Origin of the sequence: Lysinibacillus sp. NPDC095746 (genome assembly GCF_044763535.1) — a bacterium.
GTDB lineage: Bacteria > Bacillota > Bacilli > Bacillales_A > Planococcaceae > Lysinibacillus.
In genome coordinates this window covers 108,242-128,201 of sequence record NZ_JBIWGL010000004.1, presented here as the reverse complement: position 1 = coordinate 128,201, position 19,960 = coordinate 108,242, and the positions used below count along the sequence as shown (strand labels likewise).

At 37.5% G+C, this 19,960-nt stretch carries 17 protein-coding genes, 1 riboswitch and 1 other annotated feature; of the genes, 14 read left to right on the top strand and 3 right to left on the bottom strand.

The window, feature by feature from the left end; all coding sequences use genetic code 11:
- Positions 1-136 precede the first annotated feature (136 nt).
- The 5 genes from cymR (at position 137) to ACIQ7N_RS04745 (ending at position 4,216) form a co-directional block, all read left to right on the top strand.
- Positions 137-556 carry a cysteine metabolism transcriptional regulator CymR gene (gene cymR / locus ACIQ7N_RS04765; protein WP_132356936.1) on the top strand — a complete coding sequence of 140 codons (420 nt, stop codon included), beginning with the start codon at positions 137-139 and terminating at the stop codon, positions 554-556.
- Between the two features lie 79 nt (positions 557-635).
- Positions 636-1,784, top strand: coding sequence for a cysteine desulfurase family protein (locus ACIQ7N_RS04760; protein WP_402930532.1), 1,149 nt, complete (start codon positions 636-638; stop codon positions 1,782-1,784).
- A 368-nt stretch (positions 1,785-2,152) separates the two neighbouring features.
- Positions 2,153-2,293: a hypothetical protein gene (locus tag ACIQ7N_RS04755; RefSeq protein WP_402930531.1), complete on the top strand. Its 141-nt coding sequence runs from the start codon at positions 2,153-2,155 to the stop codon at positions 2,291-2,293.
- Between the two features lie 56 nt (positions 2,294-2,349).
- On the top strand, positions 2,350-3,474 hold the full coding sequence (gene mnmA, locus ACIQ7N_RS04750) for a tRNA 2-thiouridine(34) synthase MnmA (protein WP_402930530.1): 1,125 nt from the start codon (positions 2,350-2,352) through the stop codon (positions 3,472-3,474).
- Positions 3,475-3,556: 82 nt separating this feature from the next.
- Positions 3,557-4,216 carry a tetratricopeptide repeat protein gene (locus ACIQ7N_RS04745; protein ID WP_402930529.1) on the top strand — a complete coding sequence of 220 codons (660 nt, stop codon included), beginning with the start codon at positions 3,557-3,559 and terminating at the stop codon, positions 4,214-4,216.
- A gap of 511 nt (positions 4,217-4,727) precedes the next feature.
- On the opposite strand, the gene ACIQ7N_RS04740 is transcribed toward ACIQ7N_RS04745, so the two are convergent.
- The gene (locus tag ACIQ7N_RS04740) at positions 4,728-5,465 is read right to left on the bottom strand and encodes a GTP pyrophosphokinase (protein WP_402930528.1); all 738 of its coding nucleotides are present in this window, start codon (positions 5,463-5,465) and stop codon (positions 4,728-4,730) included.
- 331 nt (positions 5,466-5,796) lie between these two features.
- The gene (hisA, locus tag ACIQ7N_RS04735; protein ID WP_402930527.1) at positions 5,797-6,561 is read right to left on the bottom strand and encodes a phosphoribosylformimino-5-aminoimidazole carboxamide ribotide isomerase; all 765 of its coding nucleotides are present in this window, start codon (positions 6,559-6,561) and stop codon (positions 5,797-5,799) included.
- A 398-nt stretch (positions 6,562-6,959) separates the two neighbouring features.
- Between hisA and recD2 the strand changes: the two genes are divergently transcribed.
- Positions 6,960-9,389 carry an SF1B family DNA helicase RecD2 gene (gene recD2, locus ACIQ7N_RS04730; RefSeq protein WP_402930526.1) on the top strand — a complete coding sequence of 810 codons (2,430 nt, stop codon included), beginning with the start codon at positions 6,960-6,962 and terminating at the stop codon, positions 9,387-9,389.
- Between the two features lie 159 nt (positions 9,390-9,548).
- Positions 9,549-11,246, top strand: a complete 1,698-nt coding sequence (locus ACIQ7N_RS04725) for a polysaccharide deacetylase family protein (protein WP_402930525.1) — start codon at positions 9,549-9,551, stop codon at positions 11,244-11,246.
- A gap of 106 nt (positions 11,247-11,352) precedes the next feature.
- Here the strand turns inward: ACIQ7N_RS04725 and ACIQ7N_RS04720 are convergent, their stop codons facing one another.
- Positions 11,353-11,541: a hypothetical protein gene (locus tag ACIQ7N_RS04720; protein WP_132356928.1), complete on the bottom strand. Its 189-nt coding sequence runs from the start codon at positions 11,539-11,541 to the stop codon at positions 11,353-11,355.
- A gap of 343 nt (positions 11,542-11,884) precedes the next feature.
- On the opposite strand from ACIQ7N_RS04720, the gene hpaB reads away from it, so the two are divergent.
- The 7 genes from hpaB (at position 11,885) to ACIQ7N_RS04685 (ending at position 19,920) form a co-directional block, all read left to right on the top strand.
- The gene (hpaB, locus tag ACIQ7N_RS04715; protein WP_132356927.1) at positions 11,885-13,321 is read left to right on the top strand and encodes a 4-hydroxyphenylacetate 3-monooxygenase, oxygenase component; all 1,437 of its coding nucleotides are present in this window, start codon (positions 11,885-11,887) and stop codon (positions 13,319-13,321) included.
- 96 nt (positions 13,322-13,417) lie between these two features.
- Positions 13,418-13,583: riboswitch (M-box (ykoK) riboswitch) on the top strand.
- Between the two features lie 286 nt (positions 13,584-13,869).
- On the top strand, positions 13,870-14,835 hold the full coding sequence (locus ACIQ7N_RS04710) for a magnesium transporter CorA family protein (protein WP_402930524.1): 966 nt from the start codon (positions 13,870-13,872) through the stop codon (positions 14,833-14,835).
- 70 nt (positions 14,836-14,905) lie between these two features.
- Positions 14,906-15,120, top strand: a binding site (T-box leader).
- Positions 15,121-15,231: 111 nt separating this feature from the next.
- The gene (alaS, locus tag ACIQ7N_RS04705; protein ID WP_402930522.1) at positions 15,232-17,892 is read left to right on the top strand and encodes an alanine--tRNA ligase; all 2,661 of its coding nucleotides are present in this window, start codon (positions 15,232-15,234) and stop codon (positions 17,890-17,892) included.
- Between the two features lie 320 nt (positions 17,893-18,212).
- Complete coding sequence (locus ACIQ7N_RS04700; protein ID WP_004226839.1) at positions 18,213-18,479, top strand: IreB family regulatory phosphoprotein; 267 nt, start codon at positions 18,213-18,215, stop codon at positions 18,477-18,479.
- Between the two features lie 2 nt (positions 18,480-18,481).
- Entirely contained in the window at positions 18,482-18,898 is a 417-nt protein-coding gene (ruvX, locus tag ACIQ7N_RS04695) for a Holliday junction resolvase RuvX (protein ID WP_132356924.1), read from the top strand.
- A 19-nt stretch (positions 18,899-18,917) separates the two neighbouring features.
- Positions 18,918-19,226, top strand: coding sequence for a DUF1292 domain-containing protein (locus ACIQ7N_RS04690; protein ID WP_132356923.1), 309 nt, complete (start codon positions 18,918-18,920; stop codon positions 19,224-19,226).
- A 166-nt stretch (positions 19,227-19,392) separates the two neighbouring features.
- Positions 19,393-19,920, top strand: coding sequence for a DUF1292 domain-containing protein (locus ACIQ7N_RS04685; protein WP_402930521.1), 528 nt, complete (start codon positions 19,393-19,395; stop codon positions 19,918-19,920).
- Positions 19,921-19,960 lie beyond the last annotated feature (40 nt).

Here is a 19,960-nt window from a genome sequence, read left to right as displayed (position 1 = left end):
TAATATTTTGCCTAACTATACTAAGGCGCAATTAATAGTATATCATAACCTTCCGAGAGTATTTCCGAGTTCTTCGAGAGGAGATTATGATATACTGTTGGTAGTATTTTTGACTAGACTATTTGAGGGTGATAAAATGAAAATTTCTACAAAGGGCCGTTATGGTCTAACGATTATGATTGAATTAGCAAAGCATTATGGAGAAGGACCTATTCCACTACGCAAAATTGCTGCTGAAAAGGATCTTTCTGAGGCATACTTAGAGCAGCTAGTGTCACCATTACGTAATTCAGGCTTAGTGAAAAGTGTACGTGGTGCATATGGTGGGTATATGCTAGCAAATCCACCAAGTGAAATTTCAGCAGCTAATGTTATTAGCGTGTTAGAGGGTCCAATTCAACCTGTAGAAGGTATTGAAAATGAAGAGGCACCTCAGCGAGAGTTATGGCTCCGCATTCGTGATGCTGTGAAAAATGTATTAGATACAACGACAATTGAGGATTTGGCTCAATATACTGAGGAAAATGTAGCGGAAGGCTATATGTTCTATATTTAAAATTAGGCTAAAGCACATCTCTCTACCCTGAGGAAGGGAGATGAGTCTTTAGCGCTTTTCGTACAAAGGAGTTTTCAACATGAATTCATATATTTATCTCGATCATGCAGCGTCATCACCAATGAATGACAAAGTAATAGACGCTATGACTACAGCAATGCAACAGGTTTATGGGAATGCATCCAGTATTCATGGGATAGGTCGAGAGGCACGTAAATATTTAGATAATGCACGTGAAATACTTGCCCAATCAATTGGTGCTCAACCTGGAGAAATTATTATAACAAGTGGTGGAACAGAGGCGGATAATACGGCTATTTTTGGCACTGTTTATGCAAGGGCTGCTGAAGGGAAGCATATCATTACCACACAAATTGAACATCACGCGGTGTTACATACTTGTGAAAAGCTTGAGCGAGATGGCTTTGATGTAACATATTTGCCGGTTGATGGGAATGGCCGTGTTTCTGTAGAAGATGTGCGAAATGCATTAAGAGAGGATACAATTTTAGTAACGATTATGTACGGCAATAATGAAGTTGGTTCGATTCAACCGATTGCTGAAATTGGTGACTTGTTACGTGAACATAAGGCCATTTTCCATACAGATGCTGTTCAGGCATATGGTTTAGAGTCAATTAATGTTGCTGATCTACATGTTGATTTACTAAGTGTTTCTGCACATAAGATTAATGGTCCTAAAGGTATTGGTTTCCTATACCAAAAAGCAGGGACGCCATTCACTAGTTATGCATTAGGGGGAGCACACGAGAAAAAACGTCGTGCAGGTACTGAAAATGTTCCTGCAGTGATTGGTTTTGCGACTGCAGTGCAAATTGCAAATGAGTTGCGAGAAGAAAAGCGCGCGCTATACAATCGCTTTAAGCAAATTATGCTGGATGTTTTCACGAAAGAAAATCTAGCATTTCATATGAATGGAGATTTAGACAATACGCTCCCACACGTTTTAAATGTAAGTTTTTCTGGTATGGAAGTAGAGTCATTCTTAGTAAATCTTGATATGGCGGGTATTTGTGTATCGAGTGGTTCTGCTTGTACTGCTGGTTCCATTGACCCATCACACGTTTTAGTTGCGATGTTTGGACAAGGGGCAGAGGAATTACGTAACTCGATCCGCTTTAGCTTCGGTCAAGGTTTAACAGAAGATGATGTACAACATGCCGCAGAAAAAACAGCAGCGATAGTGAAAAGACTCGCGAAAAAGTAGTTTGCTGATAAATTTAGGCGTGTTGATTAAAATAGGTTTATTATTGAGCTTTGTTGCTATTTTGCTAATATTTTCCCTTTTTAACTGTTTGTAGCCCGTAGCGGAAATCAGCCTCTTCGAATTAATTTGAATGTGTAAAAATAGGATTAATCAACACATCTTTTAAAAATCGGGTTTATAACCAAAAATTGTGGGTGACTTTTGTTAAAACGTCTACTATGTAAATAAGTTGATTGGAGTGGAGACTAGACGACTCCTTGGGGATTAGCGATAGAGGAACGAAGGCTAAAATCATCACATCCTGTGATAACGCCTTCGTGACCAACATCGTGTTGGCCCGAGACCCTGCAGCGAAGCGGATGTTTTCTGTGCGAAAGCGTAGTGTTAACGTAGCGGCAGCACCAAAAGCGGCTCATCGGACGCCCCCAGGAAGCTTTGCTCTGTGCGAAAGCGAAGCGACAGCAACAAAGCGCCCAGTCGGAACGGAAATCAACCACTCGTTTTGGTAATGATTCAAAAAAATTATATATTTAATAGAAATTGAATAAAAGAAAAGGTGACCATAATGAAAGAAACACGTGACCCCTCACAAATTCGTGTTGTTGTCGGCATGTCGGGTGGGGTAGATTCTTCGGTTGCTGCATATTTACTGAAACAACAAGGATATGAAGTAATCGGGATATTTATGAAAAACTGGGATGATACAGACGAAAATGGCGTTTGTACAGCTACAGAAGACTATGATGATGTGATTAAAGTATGTAATCAAATCGGGATTCCATACTATGCAGTGAATTTTGAAAAGCAATATTGGGATAAAGTTTTCGCATACTTTTTAGAAGAGTATAAAGCAGGACGTACGCCAAATCCTGATGTTATGTGTAATAAGGAAATTAAATTTAAAGCGTTTTTAGAGCATGCGATGGATCTTGGAGCTGATTATTTAGCGACAGGTCACTATGCTCGAGTTGATCGTAGTAGCGATGGCGAAGTTAAAATGCTTCGAGGCATTGACAATAATAAAGATCAGACGTATTTCTTAAACCAATTATCACAGGAACAATTGTCGCATGTAATGTTCCCAATTGGACATATTGAGAAAAAAGAAGTCCGTAAAATTGCGGAGGAAGCTGGGTTAGCAACAGCGAAGAAAAAAGATTCAACAGGAATTTGCTTTATTGGAGAGCGTAATTTCAAAGAATTTTTAAGTCAATATTTACCAGCACAACCTGGTAAGATGGAGACAATGGATGGTGTTGTAATGGGTCAACATGACGGATTAATGTACTATACCCTTGGTCAACGTCATGGTCTTGGAATTGGTGGCGACGGTGAACCTTGGTTCGTGTTAGGGAAAGATTTGGCGCGCAATGTGCTACTAGTTGGGCAAGGCTTCAATAATGATTCGCTATTTTCAACTTCACTGACTGCTGTGAAAATGAGCTATACTTCGACAAAAAAATTACCCGGGAAATTTTCATGCACAGCAAAATTCCGTTATCGTCAAACAGATACACCAGTAGAAGTGGAAATTTTAGAGGATGGACGTACACATATTACGTTTGCTGAGCCAGTACGTGCGATTACACCTGGACAAGCTGTGGTACTATACGACGGTGAAGAATGTTTAGGTGGAGGTACAATCGACGAAGTCTTTAAAAATAATGAAAAACTAACATATGTAGGTTAATTTGCGAAAAGATTGCTCATACTCTTTCCTAAAGCGTATAGAGTTTAGGCAATCTTTCGCTACATAGAGGTGAGGAATAACAATGGATTTTAACGAGCAGGGCATTCAAGCGTTTCAAGAAAAGCGCTATGAGGATGCTGCACAACTTTTTACACAAGCAATTGAAGCAGAGCCTAAAAACCCAATTGGTTATGTGAACTTCGGAAATCTTTTAGCGGTCTTAGAGGATACTGAACGTGCAGAACGTTTTTTTCAAAAAGCAATTACAGTTGATGAAACGGCAGCAACTGCTTATTATGGTTTAGCAAATTTATATTATAATGCGGAACGATATGCGGAAGCAGTAAAGCTTTATGAGCAAGCACTAAAACATAAAATTGAAGGCGCAGATGTGTATTATATGATGGGCAAATGCTTTGAACGAATGGAAAGTCCGAAGCTTGCACTGCCTTATTTACAACGAGCTTCAGAGCTTGCACCAGAAGACGCACAAATTCGTCTAGCATATGCCATCGTGCTATGTGCGCTAGAAATGTTCGAAGAAGGTAAAAAGGAATTAGACTATTTGATCGAACAGGATTGGAATAACGCAGATGCACATTATAATTTAGGTGTACTATATGCGGTATCTACTGAGCAAACAGAAGATGCTATGTATCACCTTAAACAAGCCTTTACATTACAGCCAGAATACGACCAAGCACGTTATATCTATGATATGATTGCTCAGCGATTTAACTAAAATAAATGCTCACAAATACGGAAAGGATGCCAAAATTATGTTGGCATCCTTTTAAATTATCTACAAGAGAACATATATTAAAGTGTATCAATAAACAAAGGTTGATTTTCACTCCGAGTTGGCGCTTTCTGCGGGCTTGGCTTCAATCTCCTCGTCACTACGTTCCTGCGGGGCTTTCAGCGCAAGCAATCCCGCAGGAGTCGCCACTCTCCGTGAAAAATCAACAGTTCCTCAGCAAAAGTATTATTATTATAAATAACATCCTATGCTAAATAATACATGCTAGGTGAATTGGTTGATTGGAGTGGAGGCTGGGCGACTCCTTGGGGATCAGCGTCACAGATGAGACCCTGGAGCGAAGCGAAGCGGCTCATCGGACGCCCCCAGGAAAGCGCCCAGCCGGAACGGAAATCAACCCCTCGTTGTTCCGAAGAGTAATACTATTCATTTACGTAATAGGATTTCAACAAACTAAAAGGATGCCGAAACTAGTTCAGCATCCTTAGTTATTTTAGTCTTCATCTGAAGGATTATCAAATGGTAGTTGATATATATATTGTGCTAAATGTGCAATTGGGGTAGTTTCTAAAATCGATGATTCTGTTTCGTTCGCTTTTAGAATATTGATTTCTTTATTAAGTCGCTCCATTTTTCGATCCAACTCAGCTACTTGAATAGCAGCCTCCTTCAATTCAAAACGGATATGTTCAGGTACTTCCTTGTTGTATTTATAATAGATTTTATGTTCAAGGCTGGCCCAAAAGTCCATTGCAATTGTACGAATTTGAATTTCGACATAGACCTTTTCCATACGATCGGACATAAAAATAGGGATTTTTATAATAAGATGCAAGCTTTGATAGCCATTTCCCTTTGGATAGGCAATATAATCCTTTACATCCACAACTTCAATATCATTTTGTGCCTGTAGCATTGCACTCACTTTATATATGTCTTCTACAAAGGAGCAAGTGATTCGAACACCTGCGATATCACGAATATCTTCTCGAATCGCTTCAATAGATGGCTCAAGGTTCTTTTTCTTGACCTTCAATAATATGCTTTTCGGTGATTTTACGCGAGTTGATAAATGCTCTATCGGGTTATATTCATGAATGAGCTTAAACTCTTCTTGTAAAATAGTTATTTTCGTTTCAATTTCCTGCAGGGCAAATTTATAGACTAAAAAGAAGCGTGTTAATTCTGTTTGTAAAGTTTGTAAAGTGGTTGCTTCAAGTTCATTTTTCATACTTCATAAAATCCTTTCTTTTAGTAGTAACTAAATTATTTTATATTCAATATTAGCTTAACAAAAATAGTTACTAAATAGAAATAAGGGCTCTGAATCTATGTATACTATTCTTGAGTCATAAATTTACTTTGTAAAAATAAAAAAGGGGTGTCTAGTCCCCTTAGTAATTAAACGATAATTTCAGCCTTAGGGCTCTGTTTCTTGATCACATAAGAAGCAGCTTTATAGATTTTGAAAACGCAAGTAGCATTTGTTCATCATCTAGTTGTCCATGCAACGAAAGAGAATGATCCGTAGTTCCTTGAAATTTTCACCTTTATAATTCATTTTAAATTTCGCCTTTTTTGCAATATTTCACCACATCTGAATAAGGTAAATCTCCACCAAAAATTGAAAGAGCGCTACCGATTGTCACATGAAGTCTACCATTTGCGATATTTTCAAATTTCTTTAAGTCGTCCAAAGAACGAACCCCACCAGCATATGTTGTTGGAATTGTTGTCCAAGTGGCTAAATCATGCACTAAGCTTTCTTGCATACCGCCTTTTTTTCCTTCCACATCAACTGCGTGAATAAGTAGTTCATCACAGAAATTTTCGATAAATGCAATAGACTCAGCATTTACTTCAAAGTCACTAAACTTTGTCCATTTATCAGTAACAACAAACCATTTTCCATCGCGCAAACGGCAGCTTAAATCGATGACAAGATGTTGTTTACCAACAATCTGAACTAATTGCTTTAGTCTATCTAAATGGAGCTTACCATCATAGAAAATAAATGATGTGACAATAACATGGGTAGCTCCCGCATCAATATACTTATTTGCATTTTCCGTGGTGATGCCGCCACCAACCTGCAACCCTTTGGGATATGCTGCTAATGCTGCTAATGCGGCTTCTTCGTTTCCATCACCTAGCATAATAATGTGACCACCTGTTAATTGATCCTTAGCAAACATTTTTGCATAATAACTAGAGTCATGATTTGAAATAAAGTTCTCGATAACTTCTTGATCTTTATGACCTAGTGTGCTGCCAACAATTTGTTTTACTTTACCATCGTGTAAATCAATGCAAGGTCTAAATTCCAATAGTTTCACAATCCTTCCGTGCGACAAATTCACCTATATCATAGCATGGAAAGGATGATGAAAACCGTGAAATGTTTTTATCAATAAATTTTAACAAGCAAATGTTTTTATGTAGCAACAGCTAAGTGAAGTCTCCCGCCTTTATAAGTGGTGAAACAAGGGTTTTAAAACATCGCTGAAATAGAGGAACGTAGCTTAGGGCATCAAATCCGGTGAAAATGCCTGAGTGACTAACATCTTGCTGCTGCGCTTCGCTTTCGCGCAATGGAAGCGGATATCCTTGATTAAAATGGATGAATATTGATAGAAATTTATTGAATTCTCTTTTTAAACGATTTTTCACGTTATGGTGTGGTAAAATAATATGGTTGAAATGAACACGAAAGGACGAACCGAGAATGGCAGAGAACCTGGATTTATTTGAATTAAATAAATTTTTTATACTCGGACGCCCAATTGTCTCTATCTTTCATAATGCACAAAATATGTATTCGATAGTTCGTGTGAAAATTCAGGAGACCAACTTACAGTATGAAGATAAGGAAATAATAGTTGTTGGATATTTTCCGCCGTTACAGATGGATGAACAATATCGTTTTACTGGTTTATTGAAACAACATCCAAAATATGGTGTGCAATTTCAAATTGAGACATTTACAAAGGAAGTACCAGCAACAGAGCAGGGCATTATTCATTACTTATCGAGTGATTTGTTTGTTGGAGTCGGAAAAAAAACTGCTGAAACAATCGTAGAAAAATTAGGAGCAAATGCGTTACGTCTTATTTTAGAGGACCCAAATGCTCTTGATGCTGTGCCTCGTTTATCTGCTGAAAAAAAAGAGGTTATCCATCGTACCATTGAACAAAATTTAGGCTTAGAACGAGTGATGATCCAACTTAATGAATGGGGTTTCGGACCACAGCTTGGCATGAAAATTTACCAAACATATCGAACAGAGGCCGTTGAATTATTAACTGAAAATCCATATCGCCTGATTGAAGATGTAGAGGGTGTTGGTTTCTTTCGTGCCGACGAGCTAGGTGCAAAATTAGGGATTACTGGCAATCATCCAGACCGTATTAAGGCGGCGATTTTACATACTCTAAATACAGCAGCTTTATCAGATGGGCATGTGTATTTAGATGCAGAAAATGTTTTACCATTAGTAAAAGATATGCTTGAGCAAAGCCAACGAGAGGAAATTCCCTTTGAGATCATTTCTAAAGCTTGTATCGAATTGCGTGAGGAAAGTAAAATTTGTGGAGAAGAAACAAGACTATATTTACCATCCCTATATTTCTCAGAAGTAGGAATTGCATCGAAAATATTAGCTTTAATCGAACGTAACAATAAAGCTGAACATTTTAGTAAGGACGAAATACGTAAAGCAATTGGTGAAACAGAAGAATTTCTTAATGTCACATATGCTGAAACGCAAGCGAATGCGATTGAACAAGCATTAAATTCCGCCGTTATGATTTTAACTGGTGGACCTGGGACAGGTAAAACAACTGTTGTTCGGGGTGTGGTAGAAGTGTATGCAAAGCTACACGGATTATCATTGAACCCGAAGGAATATGCACAAAAAGAAGAACCTTTTCCGATTATTTTATGTGCTCCAACAGGACGTGCAGCCAAGCGTCTATCGGAATCGACAGAACTTCCAGCAATGACAATTCATCGATTATTAGGTTTTACAGGTCAGGAAAAAGAGGAAGAAACTGAGCGTGAGGTAACAGGAAAACTCATTATTGTAGACGAAATGTCGATGGTCGATACTTGGCTCGCGCATCAACTATTAAAATCCTTGCATGAGGATGTACAAGTCGTTTTTGTAGGAGATCAAGATCAGCTTCCACCAGTAGGACCAGGACAGGTGTTAAAGGATTTGTTGGCATCCGGGCAAATACCTACTGTGGAATTGAAAGATGTTTATCGACAAGCAGAGGGCTCAACGATTATTGAACTTGCGCATCAAATTAAACGTGGTAATATCACAAATGATCTAACAGTAAAAACGTCTGACCGTTCATTTATTAAAGCCTCCTCAGATCAGGTAGCAAGCGTTGTCACTCAGGTTGTGAAAAGTGCGGTTGCGAAAGGTCAAGAAATCCGTAATATCCAAGTGTTAGCACCTATGTACAAAGGTCCAGCAGGAATAGACAATTTAAATAAAATGATTCAAGAACTTATTAATCCAAACGATACTGGTACTAGAAAAGAGCTCGTTTTTGGTGATGTCACATATCGCATAAAGGACAAAGTTTTACAGCTTGTCAATCAACCAGAAAGCAATGTTTTTAATGGTGATATGGGTGAGGTAATTAGTATTATTAAGGCAAAGGAAACGATTGAGAAACAAGATTTGCTTGTTGTGTCATTCGACGGTATTGAAGTAACTTATCAACGAAGTGATCTCAATCAATTGACACTTGCCTACTGTTGTTCTATTCATAAATCTCAAGGCTCAGAGTTCCAAACTGTTATTATGCCGGTTGTACGTGGTTATTCTAAAATGCTGCGTCGTAATTTGTTATATACGGGTATTACGCGTGCTAAAAATTTCTTAATTTTATGTGGCGAGCCGGATGTGCTAGCAGATGGCTTACAGCGTACGGATGATTTACAGCGCTTTACGTCTCTTCGTGCAAGACTCAATCCAATGGAAGTTACAGAGGAAATTGTAGAAGTAGAAACGATTCCATTAAATGAAAATTTACAACATGAAAAATCCATTGATTTCAAACTAACGGTAGAAACAGAACCATATATCCATCCATTGATTGGAATGGAGGGTGTCTCGCCGTATGATTATTTAGATAAGTGAGTGAATGCACCAAGATTTCTGAAACAATAAACGGGCACCTCTCTAATAAGCTCTTGGAAAAATATGATTTATGAAATTAATACCAATAACTTTTATAGGTTAGAAAATCGTCTAATGATTGCAGTAAAAGATAATTAAAATTTTTTTGAGGTGAATAAAGTGAAACGCTTATTATTATTGCTTCTATTCATGATGCTATTACCTTTTGCAGAAAAAGCATATGCAAAAAATACTGTCATCCAGATGAATGAAGAAGCAACTGTCTTTGATAATCGTTCAGGCTCACTAGTTCAGGTGGGGACATTATCTGCAGGACAAACTTTTGAAGTAACAAAAGATTATGGAGCAAATTGGTGGCAAATTCGTTGGGGTGGTTATTATGGTTATATTGAAAAACGTTATACAACTGTTGTTCCAGCAACCACTTATAAAAATACAGTCCCAGCTACTGCTAAAATAACGGATTATATTGTTGCAACAAAGGTTGCACCGATTTACGATAATACTGGCAGTAAACTTGTTCAATTTGCTACATTGTCTGAGGGAGTTCGCTTCCCTATATATAGCGGAATGGGTAATTGGTATGGAATTGCTGTGAACGGACGCTTAGGCTTCGTACATAGTAATTTTGTAGTGAAAGAAAATGGTCAAAATTCAACAAATACAGATACAAATACAACAAAGCCTGTTGAAAAACCAACTACAACCCCTCCTAGTAAACAAAATGGCTATATAGAGGCGTTAGAAAATGTCATTCTTTATGATTTCCGCCGTGAAAAAGAGATGGCTATTGCTACGCTAATGAAAGGGCAGCAGCTAGAAGTTGTAGATTCAATGGACCCAATGTATGTTCAAGTTCGTTGGGGGAAATCATATGTTTATGCAGAAAAATCAAAGGTGAAATTTTTAAATACACCTTCATATAAAAATGTTGGTAAGGACAATGCCTTGAAAAATGAGTATTTCATCCCTACTTCTGCAAACAGCGAGATTTATGATAATAAAACAAAAGCGATGCAGCCATTTGCTAAACTAGATACAAATCGCCGTTATCCGATATTGCGGAAAGAAGGTGCTTGGTACGTAACAGTACTTGGCGGCCGTGAAGGATATATCCATAGCTCTAAAGTAGCGATTGATCGTGGTGTCCCAGTAATGATGTATCATCATGTATTAAAAGAGCACGAGCTTGGGCGTTTCAAAAATTTAAGTACTACGGTAACAGATGTTCAATTTACAAAAGAAATGCAGTATTTAAAAAGTAAAAACTACGAAACGATTACTGTAGACGAATTATGGCGTTTTATGCGCAATGAAATTACATTGCCTGCCTATTCAATTGTTTTGACTTTTGATGATGGCCTATTGTCGACACGTGAATATGCGTATCCTGTACTTAAAAACAATGGCTTTAAAGCTACACAATTTTTAATTACGTCCCGTAATGAAAGTGCGAAAGATGGGCAAATTTTTAATTATAATGATTTACAGCCCCTTTCACGTCAAGATATAACAAATATGCAAGATGTTTTTGCATTTGAATCACACACTTATAATTTACATGTTTTAGAAGGGAATAGAGGCAAAATGCTTCTAACTCCTTATCGTGAGGTTGTTCAGGATTTACAGCGTAGTATAGCAATTATTCCGAATGCTAAAGCTTTTGCTTATCCGTTTGGGCAATACAATGCGAATATCATTAATGCGGTAAAGGAAGTTGGATTCACAATGGCATTTTCAACGAAGCATGGCTACAACAATCCGTACGATGATGTCTATCAAATTAAACGCTTATCTAGTAATCAACAAACAACAAATACGCAATTCCAAAAAATGGTTCTTCCGTACGCGCAGTAAAATAAAAAACCCGATCAATTCTGAAATTGATCGGTTTTTTTTATGCGATTTTTTAATTGGGAGTCCAAACATTGCAGCTGCCGCTGCCGCTACGCTTTCGCACAATTTAGTGAATGCCAACTAAATGATGTTTAACGACTTCATATGCTTGGCAAACATTTTTAAATTGATCTTTTTCTTTGGCAATCATATCTGAAGCAATAGAAAATAAAAGATTTTCTTCATTATGATCCTCCATTTTATTCATTAAAGCAGCTTCCATTTCCGCCACGTATGAGATGATTTGTTTATTCATATATATTCTCCTTTTATAAAAAGATGTTGTTGTTTTGGTTACGAAGCTATCTTACACCTGCCTATACAAAAAATCTAGCGAATCTGTACTAGTTGAAAAGTACTTTTTTGTGAATGTGTCGCAAAATTGAACACGTTAAAAAAGCGCTAATTGAAACCGTTTTTATCTAAAGTAACTGAAAAATCAAGCAATAATTGCAGACTTTTAACTGTGTTTTAAAAGTAATACAGTATAGAAAAACTGAGGGTTTGCTATAATACAGTTGCCGTAATCGGAACCTAATATTAGGAAAATTCATATACTATCAAGTATAAAAATATTTGTAACGTTTAGGGGTGACTGCATGCCAGTAATTACAGGAAAACAATATATTGACCGTATTGACGCTTTACAAACTTATATTTCGATTGATGGGAAAGTTGTCACAGGGAAGGTGTCTGAGCATCCAGCATTTATGGGAGTAATGCAGAGTCAGGCAAAGCTTTTTGATTTACAAAATGAAGAGGCATTGCTTGAAAAGATGACATATGTTTCACCAACAAGCAATAAGCGTGTAGGTATGTCTTTCCTTCAAGCGGTCACAGTCGATGATCTCGTGAAAAGACGTAATGCAATACGAGAGTGGGCATTATCCAATAATGGCCTTATGGGGAGAAGCCCAGATTACATGAATACGACATTAATGGCGCTAGCATCAGTGGCAGAATATTTGAAAGATAAGCCAAATTGTTTCCCGCAGCATTTGTTAAAATTTTATGAGTATGCTCGTGAGAACGATTTGACGATGACACATACATTTATCGAGCCACAAGTAAACCGTGAAAAATTTTATTTTGAAGATGAAGATGTAACAATTGCTGCTAAAATTGTAGATAAAACGAGCGAGGGATTAGTAATTAAAGGTGCGAGATTACTAGCGACACAGGGAGGAATTACAGACGAACTCCTTGTTATATCAACAAATGGTTTTGATGAAGGAAAAGGCTTTGCCTTCTCAATCCCAAGTAATACAAAAGGTTTGAAGTTTTTATGTAGGCAATCATTTGTCGGAGGAGAATCGGTTTTTGATTATCCATTAAGTAGTCGTTACGAGGAAATGGATGCAATCGTTGTGTTTGATAATGTTGTAGTGCCGTGGGAACGCGTCTTTTATTATGAGAATGTGGAAGTTGCCAATAGCTTTTTGAACGTAAGTGGTTTTCAAACATATGGTTTACATCAAGTTCTGACACGTCAAATTGCTAAAACAGAATTTGTCTTAGGTGTTGTACAGTCAATTGTAAATACGATAAATATTGGCGGGTATCAACATGTGCAGCAAAAGGTCGTGGATATCATCGTGACATTAGAAACGATGAAGGCCTTACTGATAAAGTCTGAAGTAGAAGCAAAAAGAGATGAATTTGGTTTTATAAGACCTGATCTTCCAACAGTACAAGTAGCTATTCAGTTGTTCCCTAAAGTATATCCGACCTTTACTGAAATTATCCAGTTACTTGGCGCAAGCGGATTAATGTCCATTCCAAGTGAAAAAGCATTTACTGAGGATGACGGCGACCTTGAGCATTATTTACAGTCGTTTCAGGATGGTGGAAAGGAGCGCGTCAAAAAATTCCGCCTAGCTTGGGATTTAACGATGAGTAGCTTTGGTACAAGACAAACACTATATGAGCGCTTTTTCTTTGGGGACTCAGTTCGTTTAGCCAGCGCACTTTATAATTCTTATAATAGGGAAGAATTCGTTCATCGGGTAGAAAACTTTTTGAAAAATAATCATTAATTTTAGTGGGCAACTGTTTAAAGATTTTTAAAATTCGATGTTCCGTTTGACAGTTGTCACACTATGCATTATGATTTACAGGAACTATAAAAATAACAATCCCTTCGTTAGGTGAGGCTCCTATGCTGGAGATACGCTACTGCCCAAAAATGTCGAGAGACGCCAATGGGTCAACAGAAATCATCGAAATAAGGTGTTTTTTAACGTAGCTGGTGTAATTCCTATGCCGCATAGTGCTAAAACTCAACGTTTGAAGGAAGAAAGCAGAGTAGTTTTTTAACTATGCTGTTCTTTGATACGTGTATTCAACACGCCTTCATTCGTTGGAGGTGTGTTTTTGTTATTTAAGGAAGGTGATGAGAAATGGATAGTGGCCCTGAACCGAATACGAAAATGGTAAGTAGTAGTGAAGAATTAAGGATTGTCGATTTCTTATCGCCAAAAACAAATGGGTATTGATGAGAAACGCTTCTAAAACAAGCTAAATTATAATCAATAACGTCACCTATTTGTTTTTCCTTAAATAATAAAACATGAGGTGAAGAACAATGAAAAAAATCCATTATTTTAAAAAAGGAAATAGTGCAGTACAACATAATTTCGAGATTAAAGAATTTAATCATAACCTCCATGCTGAGGATTTGTTATGGGTTGATTTATATGCATACAATTACAACGACTTGAATGATATAGCTGAAATATTTGGTTTTCATCCATTAGCAGTTGAGGACTGTCTTAATGAAGGCTCACGTCCTAAAATGGATAATTATGGGGAATATAAATTTTTTGTTTTCCATGCACCAATTTATAATGAAAAAAGCAGCAATGAAATAACAACAGTAGAGTTAAACATTTTTATGGGTCCTAACTATGTTGTAACGGTTCATAAACAAAAACTTAAATGGCTAGGGCATATAGAGAATGTGTGTTTAAATAGTACAAAGTATTTAGATAAAGGTACCGATTTTCTATTGCATACTATTATCGATGGCATTACGGATGAATACTTCCCGGTTTTAGAGCGAATTCGAGCACGGATTGATGAGCTAGAAGAAGAAATATATGATTATGAACCAAAAGAAGTTACGGAAGAATTCCTTGCACTAAAAAGAACTATTATTTTAATTCGACAAGCTATTATGCCTCAAAAAAGAATTTTTTCAAATAGTAATGGACAGTGGAAATTTGACATTCGTGAGGAAAATATACCATTCTATAAAGATTTAAATGATCATTTAGAACGAATTGTAGAATCAACAGAAACTTATAGAGATTTAGTAAACAGTACTTTGGATACGTATTTTTCTATTATAAGTGGTAAATCAATAGAAAAGCTTAATTTATTAACGGTCATTTCAACTATTATGTTACCTTTATCAGTCATTACAAGCTTTTTCGGAATGAATGTTCCGTTACCATATCAAGATTCTCCAATAGCGACAATTATAATTACGGTCTTTCTAGTTGTTTTTACTTGGGGAATGTGGGCTTATTTTAAAAAAATGATTGCTTAGTTATGATGAGCAATTATTGTGCCAATTGACAGAAGAACATATTTTTTTTATAATTCTCGTTAGAAAATTGTAAAAAACGATGATGGAAAAAGTACGTATTTGTGCGTGTAAAAGAAAGGGATTTCTTGGCTGAAAAAATCCTCACAATAGCAAATACCGAAAGCTACTCCAGAGTGCAGTTAATCCCTGCCGTTCACTTACGTTACAAGTGCTAAAGAGGTAAGTATACTTTTACTTACAACTAGGGTGGTACCGCGAGACAAATCACAAGTCCTCGTCCCTTTTTTGGGATGGGGGCTTTTTTATGTTTATCTGCGTGAAAGCTTACGCCAAGGCAAAATTGATTTGCGGATTCATTTCGTGATTTTACAAAACATATAGGGAGGAACTTTTCAAATGAAAGCAGTAGAAATTCGACGCATGTATTTAGAATTTTTTAAAGAAAAAAGTCATCATCATGAACCATCAGCACCACTTGTGCCAATCAATGACCCATCATTACTTTGGATTAACTCAGGTGTTGCAACACTTAAACCATATTTCGATGGTCGTATCATTCCTGAAAATCCACGTATTACAAATGCACAAAAATCAATTCGTACAAATGATATTGAAAACGTAGGTAAAACGGCTCGACATCATACATTTTTCGAAATGCTAGGTAACTTCTCAATTGGAGATTACTTCAAAAAAGAAGCTATTCATTTTGCTTGGGAATTTTTAACGGATAAAAAATGGATGGGCTTTGATCCAGAGCTTTTATCTATTACGATCCATCCTGAAGATCAAGAGGCGTATGACGTTTGGCATAACGAAATTGGTATTCCTGAAGAGCGTTTAATCCGACTTGAGGGGAACTTCTGGGATATTGGTGAAGGTCCATCTGGTCCTAACTCAGAAATTTTTTATGACCGTGGGGAAGAATATGGTTCAGATGAAAATGATCCAGAAATGTACCCAGGTGGTGAAAATGAACGTTATCTTGAAATTTGGAACTTAGTGTTCTCTCAATTCAATCATAATCCTGATGGTACGTATACACCACTTCCAAAACAAAATATTGATACTGGTATGGGTCTAGAGCGTATCGTATCCGTTGTTCAAAATGTTCCAACGAACTTTGATACTGATTTATTCATGCCGATTATTGAAAAAATTGAGCAGTTAGCGAATCGCAAATACAAACGTCCAGGTGAAGTAGCACTAAGTGAAATCTTCGGTTCAGAAGAAGATATTAATACACCATTTAAAGTTATCGCTGACCATATCCGTACAGTGGCGTTTGCCATTGGTGATGGTGCTCTTCCTTCAAATGAAGGTCGTGGTTATGTATTACGTCGTTTACTACGTCGTGCAGTGCGCTATGCAAAACAAATCGGCATTGAAAAGCCATTTATGTTTGAATTAGTACCCACTGTTGGTGAAATCATGAATGATTTCTACCCAGAAGTAACGGAAAAATGCGAGTTTATTCAACGTGTTATTAAAAATGAGGAAATTCGGTTCCATGAAACATTAGACGGTGGTCTTGCTATTTTTAACGAAGTAGTAGAAGCTCAAAAAGCAGCTGGCCATGACTATATTCCAGGTGCAGATGCATTCCGATTATATGATACTTATGGTTTCCCAATCGAATTAACAGAAGAGTATGCAGAAGAAGTAGACATGAAGGTAGATCATGAAGGCTTTGAAGCAGCAATGGAAGAACAACGTGAACGCGCACGTGCAGCTCGTCAAGATGTGGATTCTATGCAAGTACAAAACGAAGTGCTAGCAAACTTGACGGTTGCGAGTGAATTTGTTGGTTATGATACATTAACGACAAATACAGAAATTGCAGCGATCATTGTCAATGGGCAAGTGTCAAAGGTAGCATCTGAAGGGCAAGAAGCATTAGTTATTTTAGCTAAAACACCATTCTATGCTGAAATGGGTGGTCAAATTGCGGATAGCGGTGTTATTTCTAATGATAGCTTTACTGCTATTGTAAAAGATGTACAAAAAGCTCCAAATGGTCAGCCGCTTCATACTGTACTTGTAGAATCTGGCGAAATGCAAGTTGAAGATGCTGTGAAAGCGGTAGTTAGCCGTGAAGAACGTAATTTAATTATTAAAAACCATACAGCAACACATATTATGCAACGTGCGCTAAAAGATGTACTGGGCGACCATGTTAGCCAAGCAGGATCATATGTAGGACCTGATCGCTTACGCTTTGACTTCTCTCACTTCGGACAAGTGACAAAAGAGGAATTACAACAAATTGAACGTATTGTTAATGAAAAAGTGTGGGATGATATAGAGGTCGTTATTGAAGAAAAAGGCATCGATGAAGCGAAAGCTATGGGAGCAATGGCGCTATTCGGTGAGAAATATGGCGATATCGTTCGCGTTGTTTCAATTGGTGACTATTCTATTGAGCTTTGTGGTGGTATTCACGTAAAACGTTCTTCTGAAATTGGTTTCTTCAAAATTGTTTCAGAAGGCGGTATCGGTGCGGGTACACGTCGTATCGAGGCTGTGACAGGTAAAGTTGCTTATGAAGCAGTAAAAGAGGAAGAAGCTCTATTAAACGAGGCTGCAGCATTATTAAAAGCAAATTCAAAAGATATTGTGACAAAAGTACAAGCGTTACAAGCTGACTACAAAGATTTACAACGTGAAAATGAGGCATTATCACAAAAAATCGCGAATGCACAAGCAGGCGCAATTGTGGACGCAGCGCAAACTTTTGGGGATGTAACTGTTTTATCTACTAAAGTTGAGGCGAAGGACAATAATCAACTTCGTCAAATGATGGACGACTTAAAAGCAAAAATGCCTAAAGCTGTTATCGTTCTTGGTGCTGTCGATGGCGAAAAAGTTATGCTATGTGCTGGTGTAACAAAAGATTTAGTTGGAGGTAATTACCACGCAGGAAATATCGTAAAAATGGTAGCTGAAGCATGTGGTGGTAAAGGTGGCGGTCGTCCAGATATGGCGATGGCAGGTGCGAAAGAAGCGTCCAAACTTGATGAAGCATTACTTTCTGTGTATGATTATGTTAAATCCATTTAACTTTTTTCAGCGAAAAGAAGTTAAAGCCTCCGGCGGATGTCACGGAATCGGAAAAGGAGTTTTTAGTGGATGTTAGCCTAAGATCATCGCATCCATGCGATAACGGCTAACTGACTTGCATCGGTAAAAACGCCACGTCCTGTGGCATTACCGAAATGACCGACATCGTGTCGGCCCTCACGCAGGCCTAAACACAAAGCCGATTCCGGAAGCAATTATGCCGAGGCATAATTGATAATACGCCAAAACATGTTATAATAAAGAGAAATTGGAGATGAGCTTTTGCACATCTCCTTATTTCTGAAAGCGAGGTGCTGGTCATGAGTTCATTTGATCAAACTATGAAATTTAATTTTCCAGAAGAATCAATGGAACAGGAAGTCAAGCAGGTAATGTTGAAAGTACATTCTTCATTAGAGGAAAAGGGATATAACCCTATCAATCAGATTGTCGGTTATTTACTTTCTGGTGATCCGGCGTATATTCCTCGCCATCAGGATGCTCGTAATTTAATTCGCAAGCTTGAGCGTGACGAAATTCTAGAAGAGCTTGTTAAGTTTTATATTAAAAAGAACAACGAGGACTAGAAATGAGAATTATGGGATTAGACGTTGGGTCAAAAACCGTTGGCGTTGCTGTTAGTGATGCTTTAGGGTGGACAGCCCAAGGTATTGAAACCGTAAAAATTGATGAAACTAACGGCGAGTTCGGCATTGACCGTATAGCCGAGTTAGTAAAGGAGTATGCTATAACAGAATTTGTAGTAGGATACCCGAAAAACATGAATAATACGGTGGGACCGCGTGGCGAGGCTTCTGAAAATTATAAAAAGCTTTTAGAAGAAACATTTTCACTACCGGTCAAGCTTTGGGATGAACGTTTAACGACGATGGCTGCAGAGCGTATGCTAATCGAAGCAGATGTGAGTCGCAAAAAGCGAAAGCAAGTCATTGATAAAATGGCTGCTGTGATGATTTTACAAGGCTACTTAGATAGCAAAAATTAATTGATGAGGTGACAATTACATGGCACACGAGCATAACCATGAAGAAGAATTACACGTACAACACATTACAGTGATTGACGAGAACGGAAATGAACAGCTTTGTGAAGTAATCCACGTACATGAATCGGCTGAATTTGGCAAATCATACGTATTTTACTCTATGGTAGGCGCAGAAGAAGATGAGGATGGCTCTGTAGAAATCTTCGTATCTTCATTCGTTCCATCTGAAAATGGTGAAGATGGTGAATTAACACCAATCGAAACTGAAGCAGAGTGGGATATGGTAGAAGACGTATTAAACGCTTTAGAGGATGAAGACGAAGAATAATCATCGTTCTTTATAAGTGTGGAACAAGGATGGCACCAAGCACTCCTTGTTCCTTTTTTACTTTAGAAAGAATGAAGCTATAAGGTTGTAAGACGAGTTGGTGAAAAATATATCTTTTTAAGGACTCGCTTCAAAATTTGAACCATAGTTAAAAGGAGGACATTGAATGAACGAGGAAACGCAAGAATTTCTTATAGTAGCGGAAAATGGCAAGGAGCAAAAATGTCGTGTTGTCTTCACTTTCGATGCAGATGAAAAATCATATGTATTGTTTTCGTTAATCGACGACAATGGTAATGACATTCCTGGAGATATTTCTGCAATGACATTTGATTATGATGATAACAATGGAGAAATGACAAATTTACAGCCTGTAGAAACAGATGCAGAATGGGAAATGATTAATGAGGTAGTTCTGACACTTTTAGACGAATTTGAAGAAGAGCCGCAACTATTTACAATAACAGATGAGGATGGGACAGATCAGGTTTGTGAGGTTATTCATACATTTTCATCTGAACAATTTGGCAAATCCTATGTACTTTATGTTCTGGCAACGGACGAGCCAATAGAGGAAAGAGATATTTTTGCTTCACAATATGTCTCTGGAAATGACGGAACGATTGATGAATTATTACCGATTGAAACAGATGAAGAATGGGCATTTGTTGAAGATGTATTAAATGAATTATAATTAGAACTCCGAGTGGTAAAATGCTACTCGGAGTTTTTTG

Coding starts and splice junctions, on each gene's coding strand:
- ruvX (WP_132356924.1), top strand. CDS start 18,482: ATGAGAATTATGGGATTAGACGTTGGGTCAAAAACCGTTGGCGTTGCT.
- mnmA (WP_402930530.1), top strand. CDS start 2,350: ATGAAAGAAACACGTGACCCCTCACAAATTCGTGTTGTTGTCGGCATG.
- ACIQ7N_RS04690 (WP_132356923.1), top strand. CDS start 18,918: ATGGCACACGAGCATAACCATGAAGAAGAATTACACGTACAACACATT.
- alaS (WP_402930522.1), top strand. CDS start 15,232: ATGAAAGCAGTAGAAATTCGACGCATGTATTTAGAATTTTTTAAAGAA.
- ACIQ7N_RS04700 (WP_004226839.1), top strand. CDS start 18,213: ATGAGTTCATTTGATCAAACTATGAAATTTAATTTTCCAGAAGAATCA.
- recD2 (WP_402930526.1), top strand. CDS start 6,960: ATGGCAGAGAACCTGGATTTATTTGAATTAAATAAATTTTTTATACTC.
- ACIQ7N_RS04685 (WP_402930521.1), top strand. CDS start 19,393: ATGAACGAGGAAACGCAAGAATTTCTTATAGTAGCGGAAAATGGCAAG.
- cymR (WP_132356936.1), top strand. CDS start 137: ATGAAAATTTCTACAAAGGGCCGTTATGGTCTAACGATTATGATTGAA.
- ACIQ7N_RS04740 (WP_402930528.1), bottom strand. CDS start 5,465: ATGAAAAATGAACTTGAAGCAACCACTTTACAAACTTTACAAACAGAA.
- ACIQ7N_RS04710 (WP_402930524.1), top strand. CDS start 13,870: ATGAAAAAAATCCATTATTTTAAAAAAGGAAATAGTGCAGTACAACAT.
- ACIQ7N_RS04720 (WP_132356928.1), bottom strand. CDS start 11,541: ATGAATAAACAAATCATCTCATACGTGGCGGAAATGGAAGCTGCTTTA.
- hpaB (WP_132356927.1), top strand. CDS start 11,885: ATGCCAGTAATTACAGGAAAACAATATATTGACCGTATTGACGCTTTA.
- ACIQ7N_RS04760 (WP_402930532.1), top strand. CDS start 636: ATGAATTCATATATTTATCTCGATCATGCAGCGTCATCACCAATGAAT.
- ACIQ7N_RS04745 (WP_402930529.1), top strand. CDS start 3,557: ATGGATTTTAACGAGCAGGGCATTCAAGCGTTTCAAGAAAAGCGCTAT.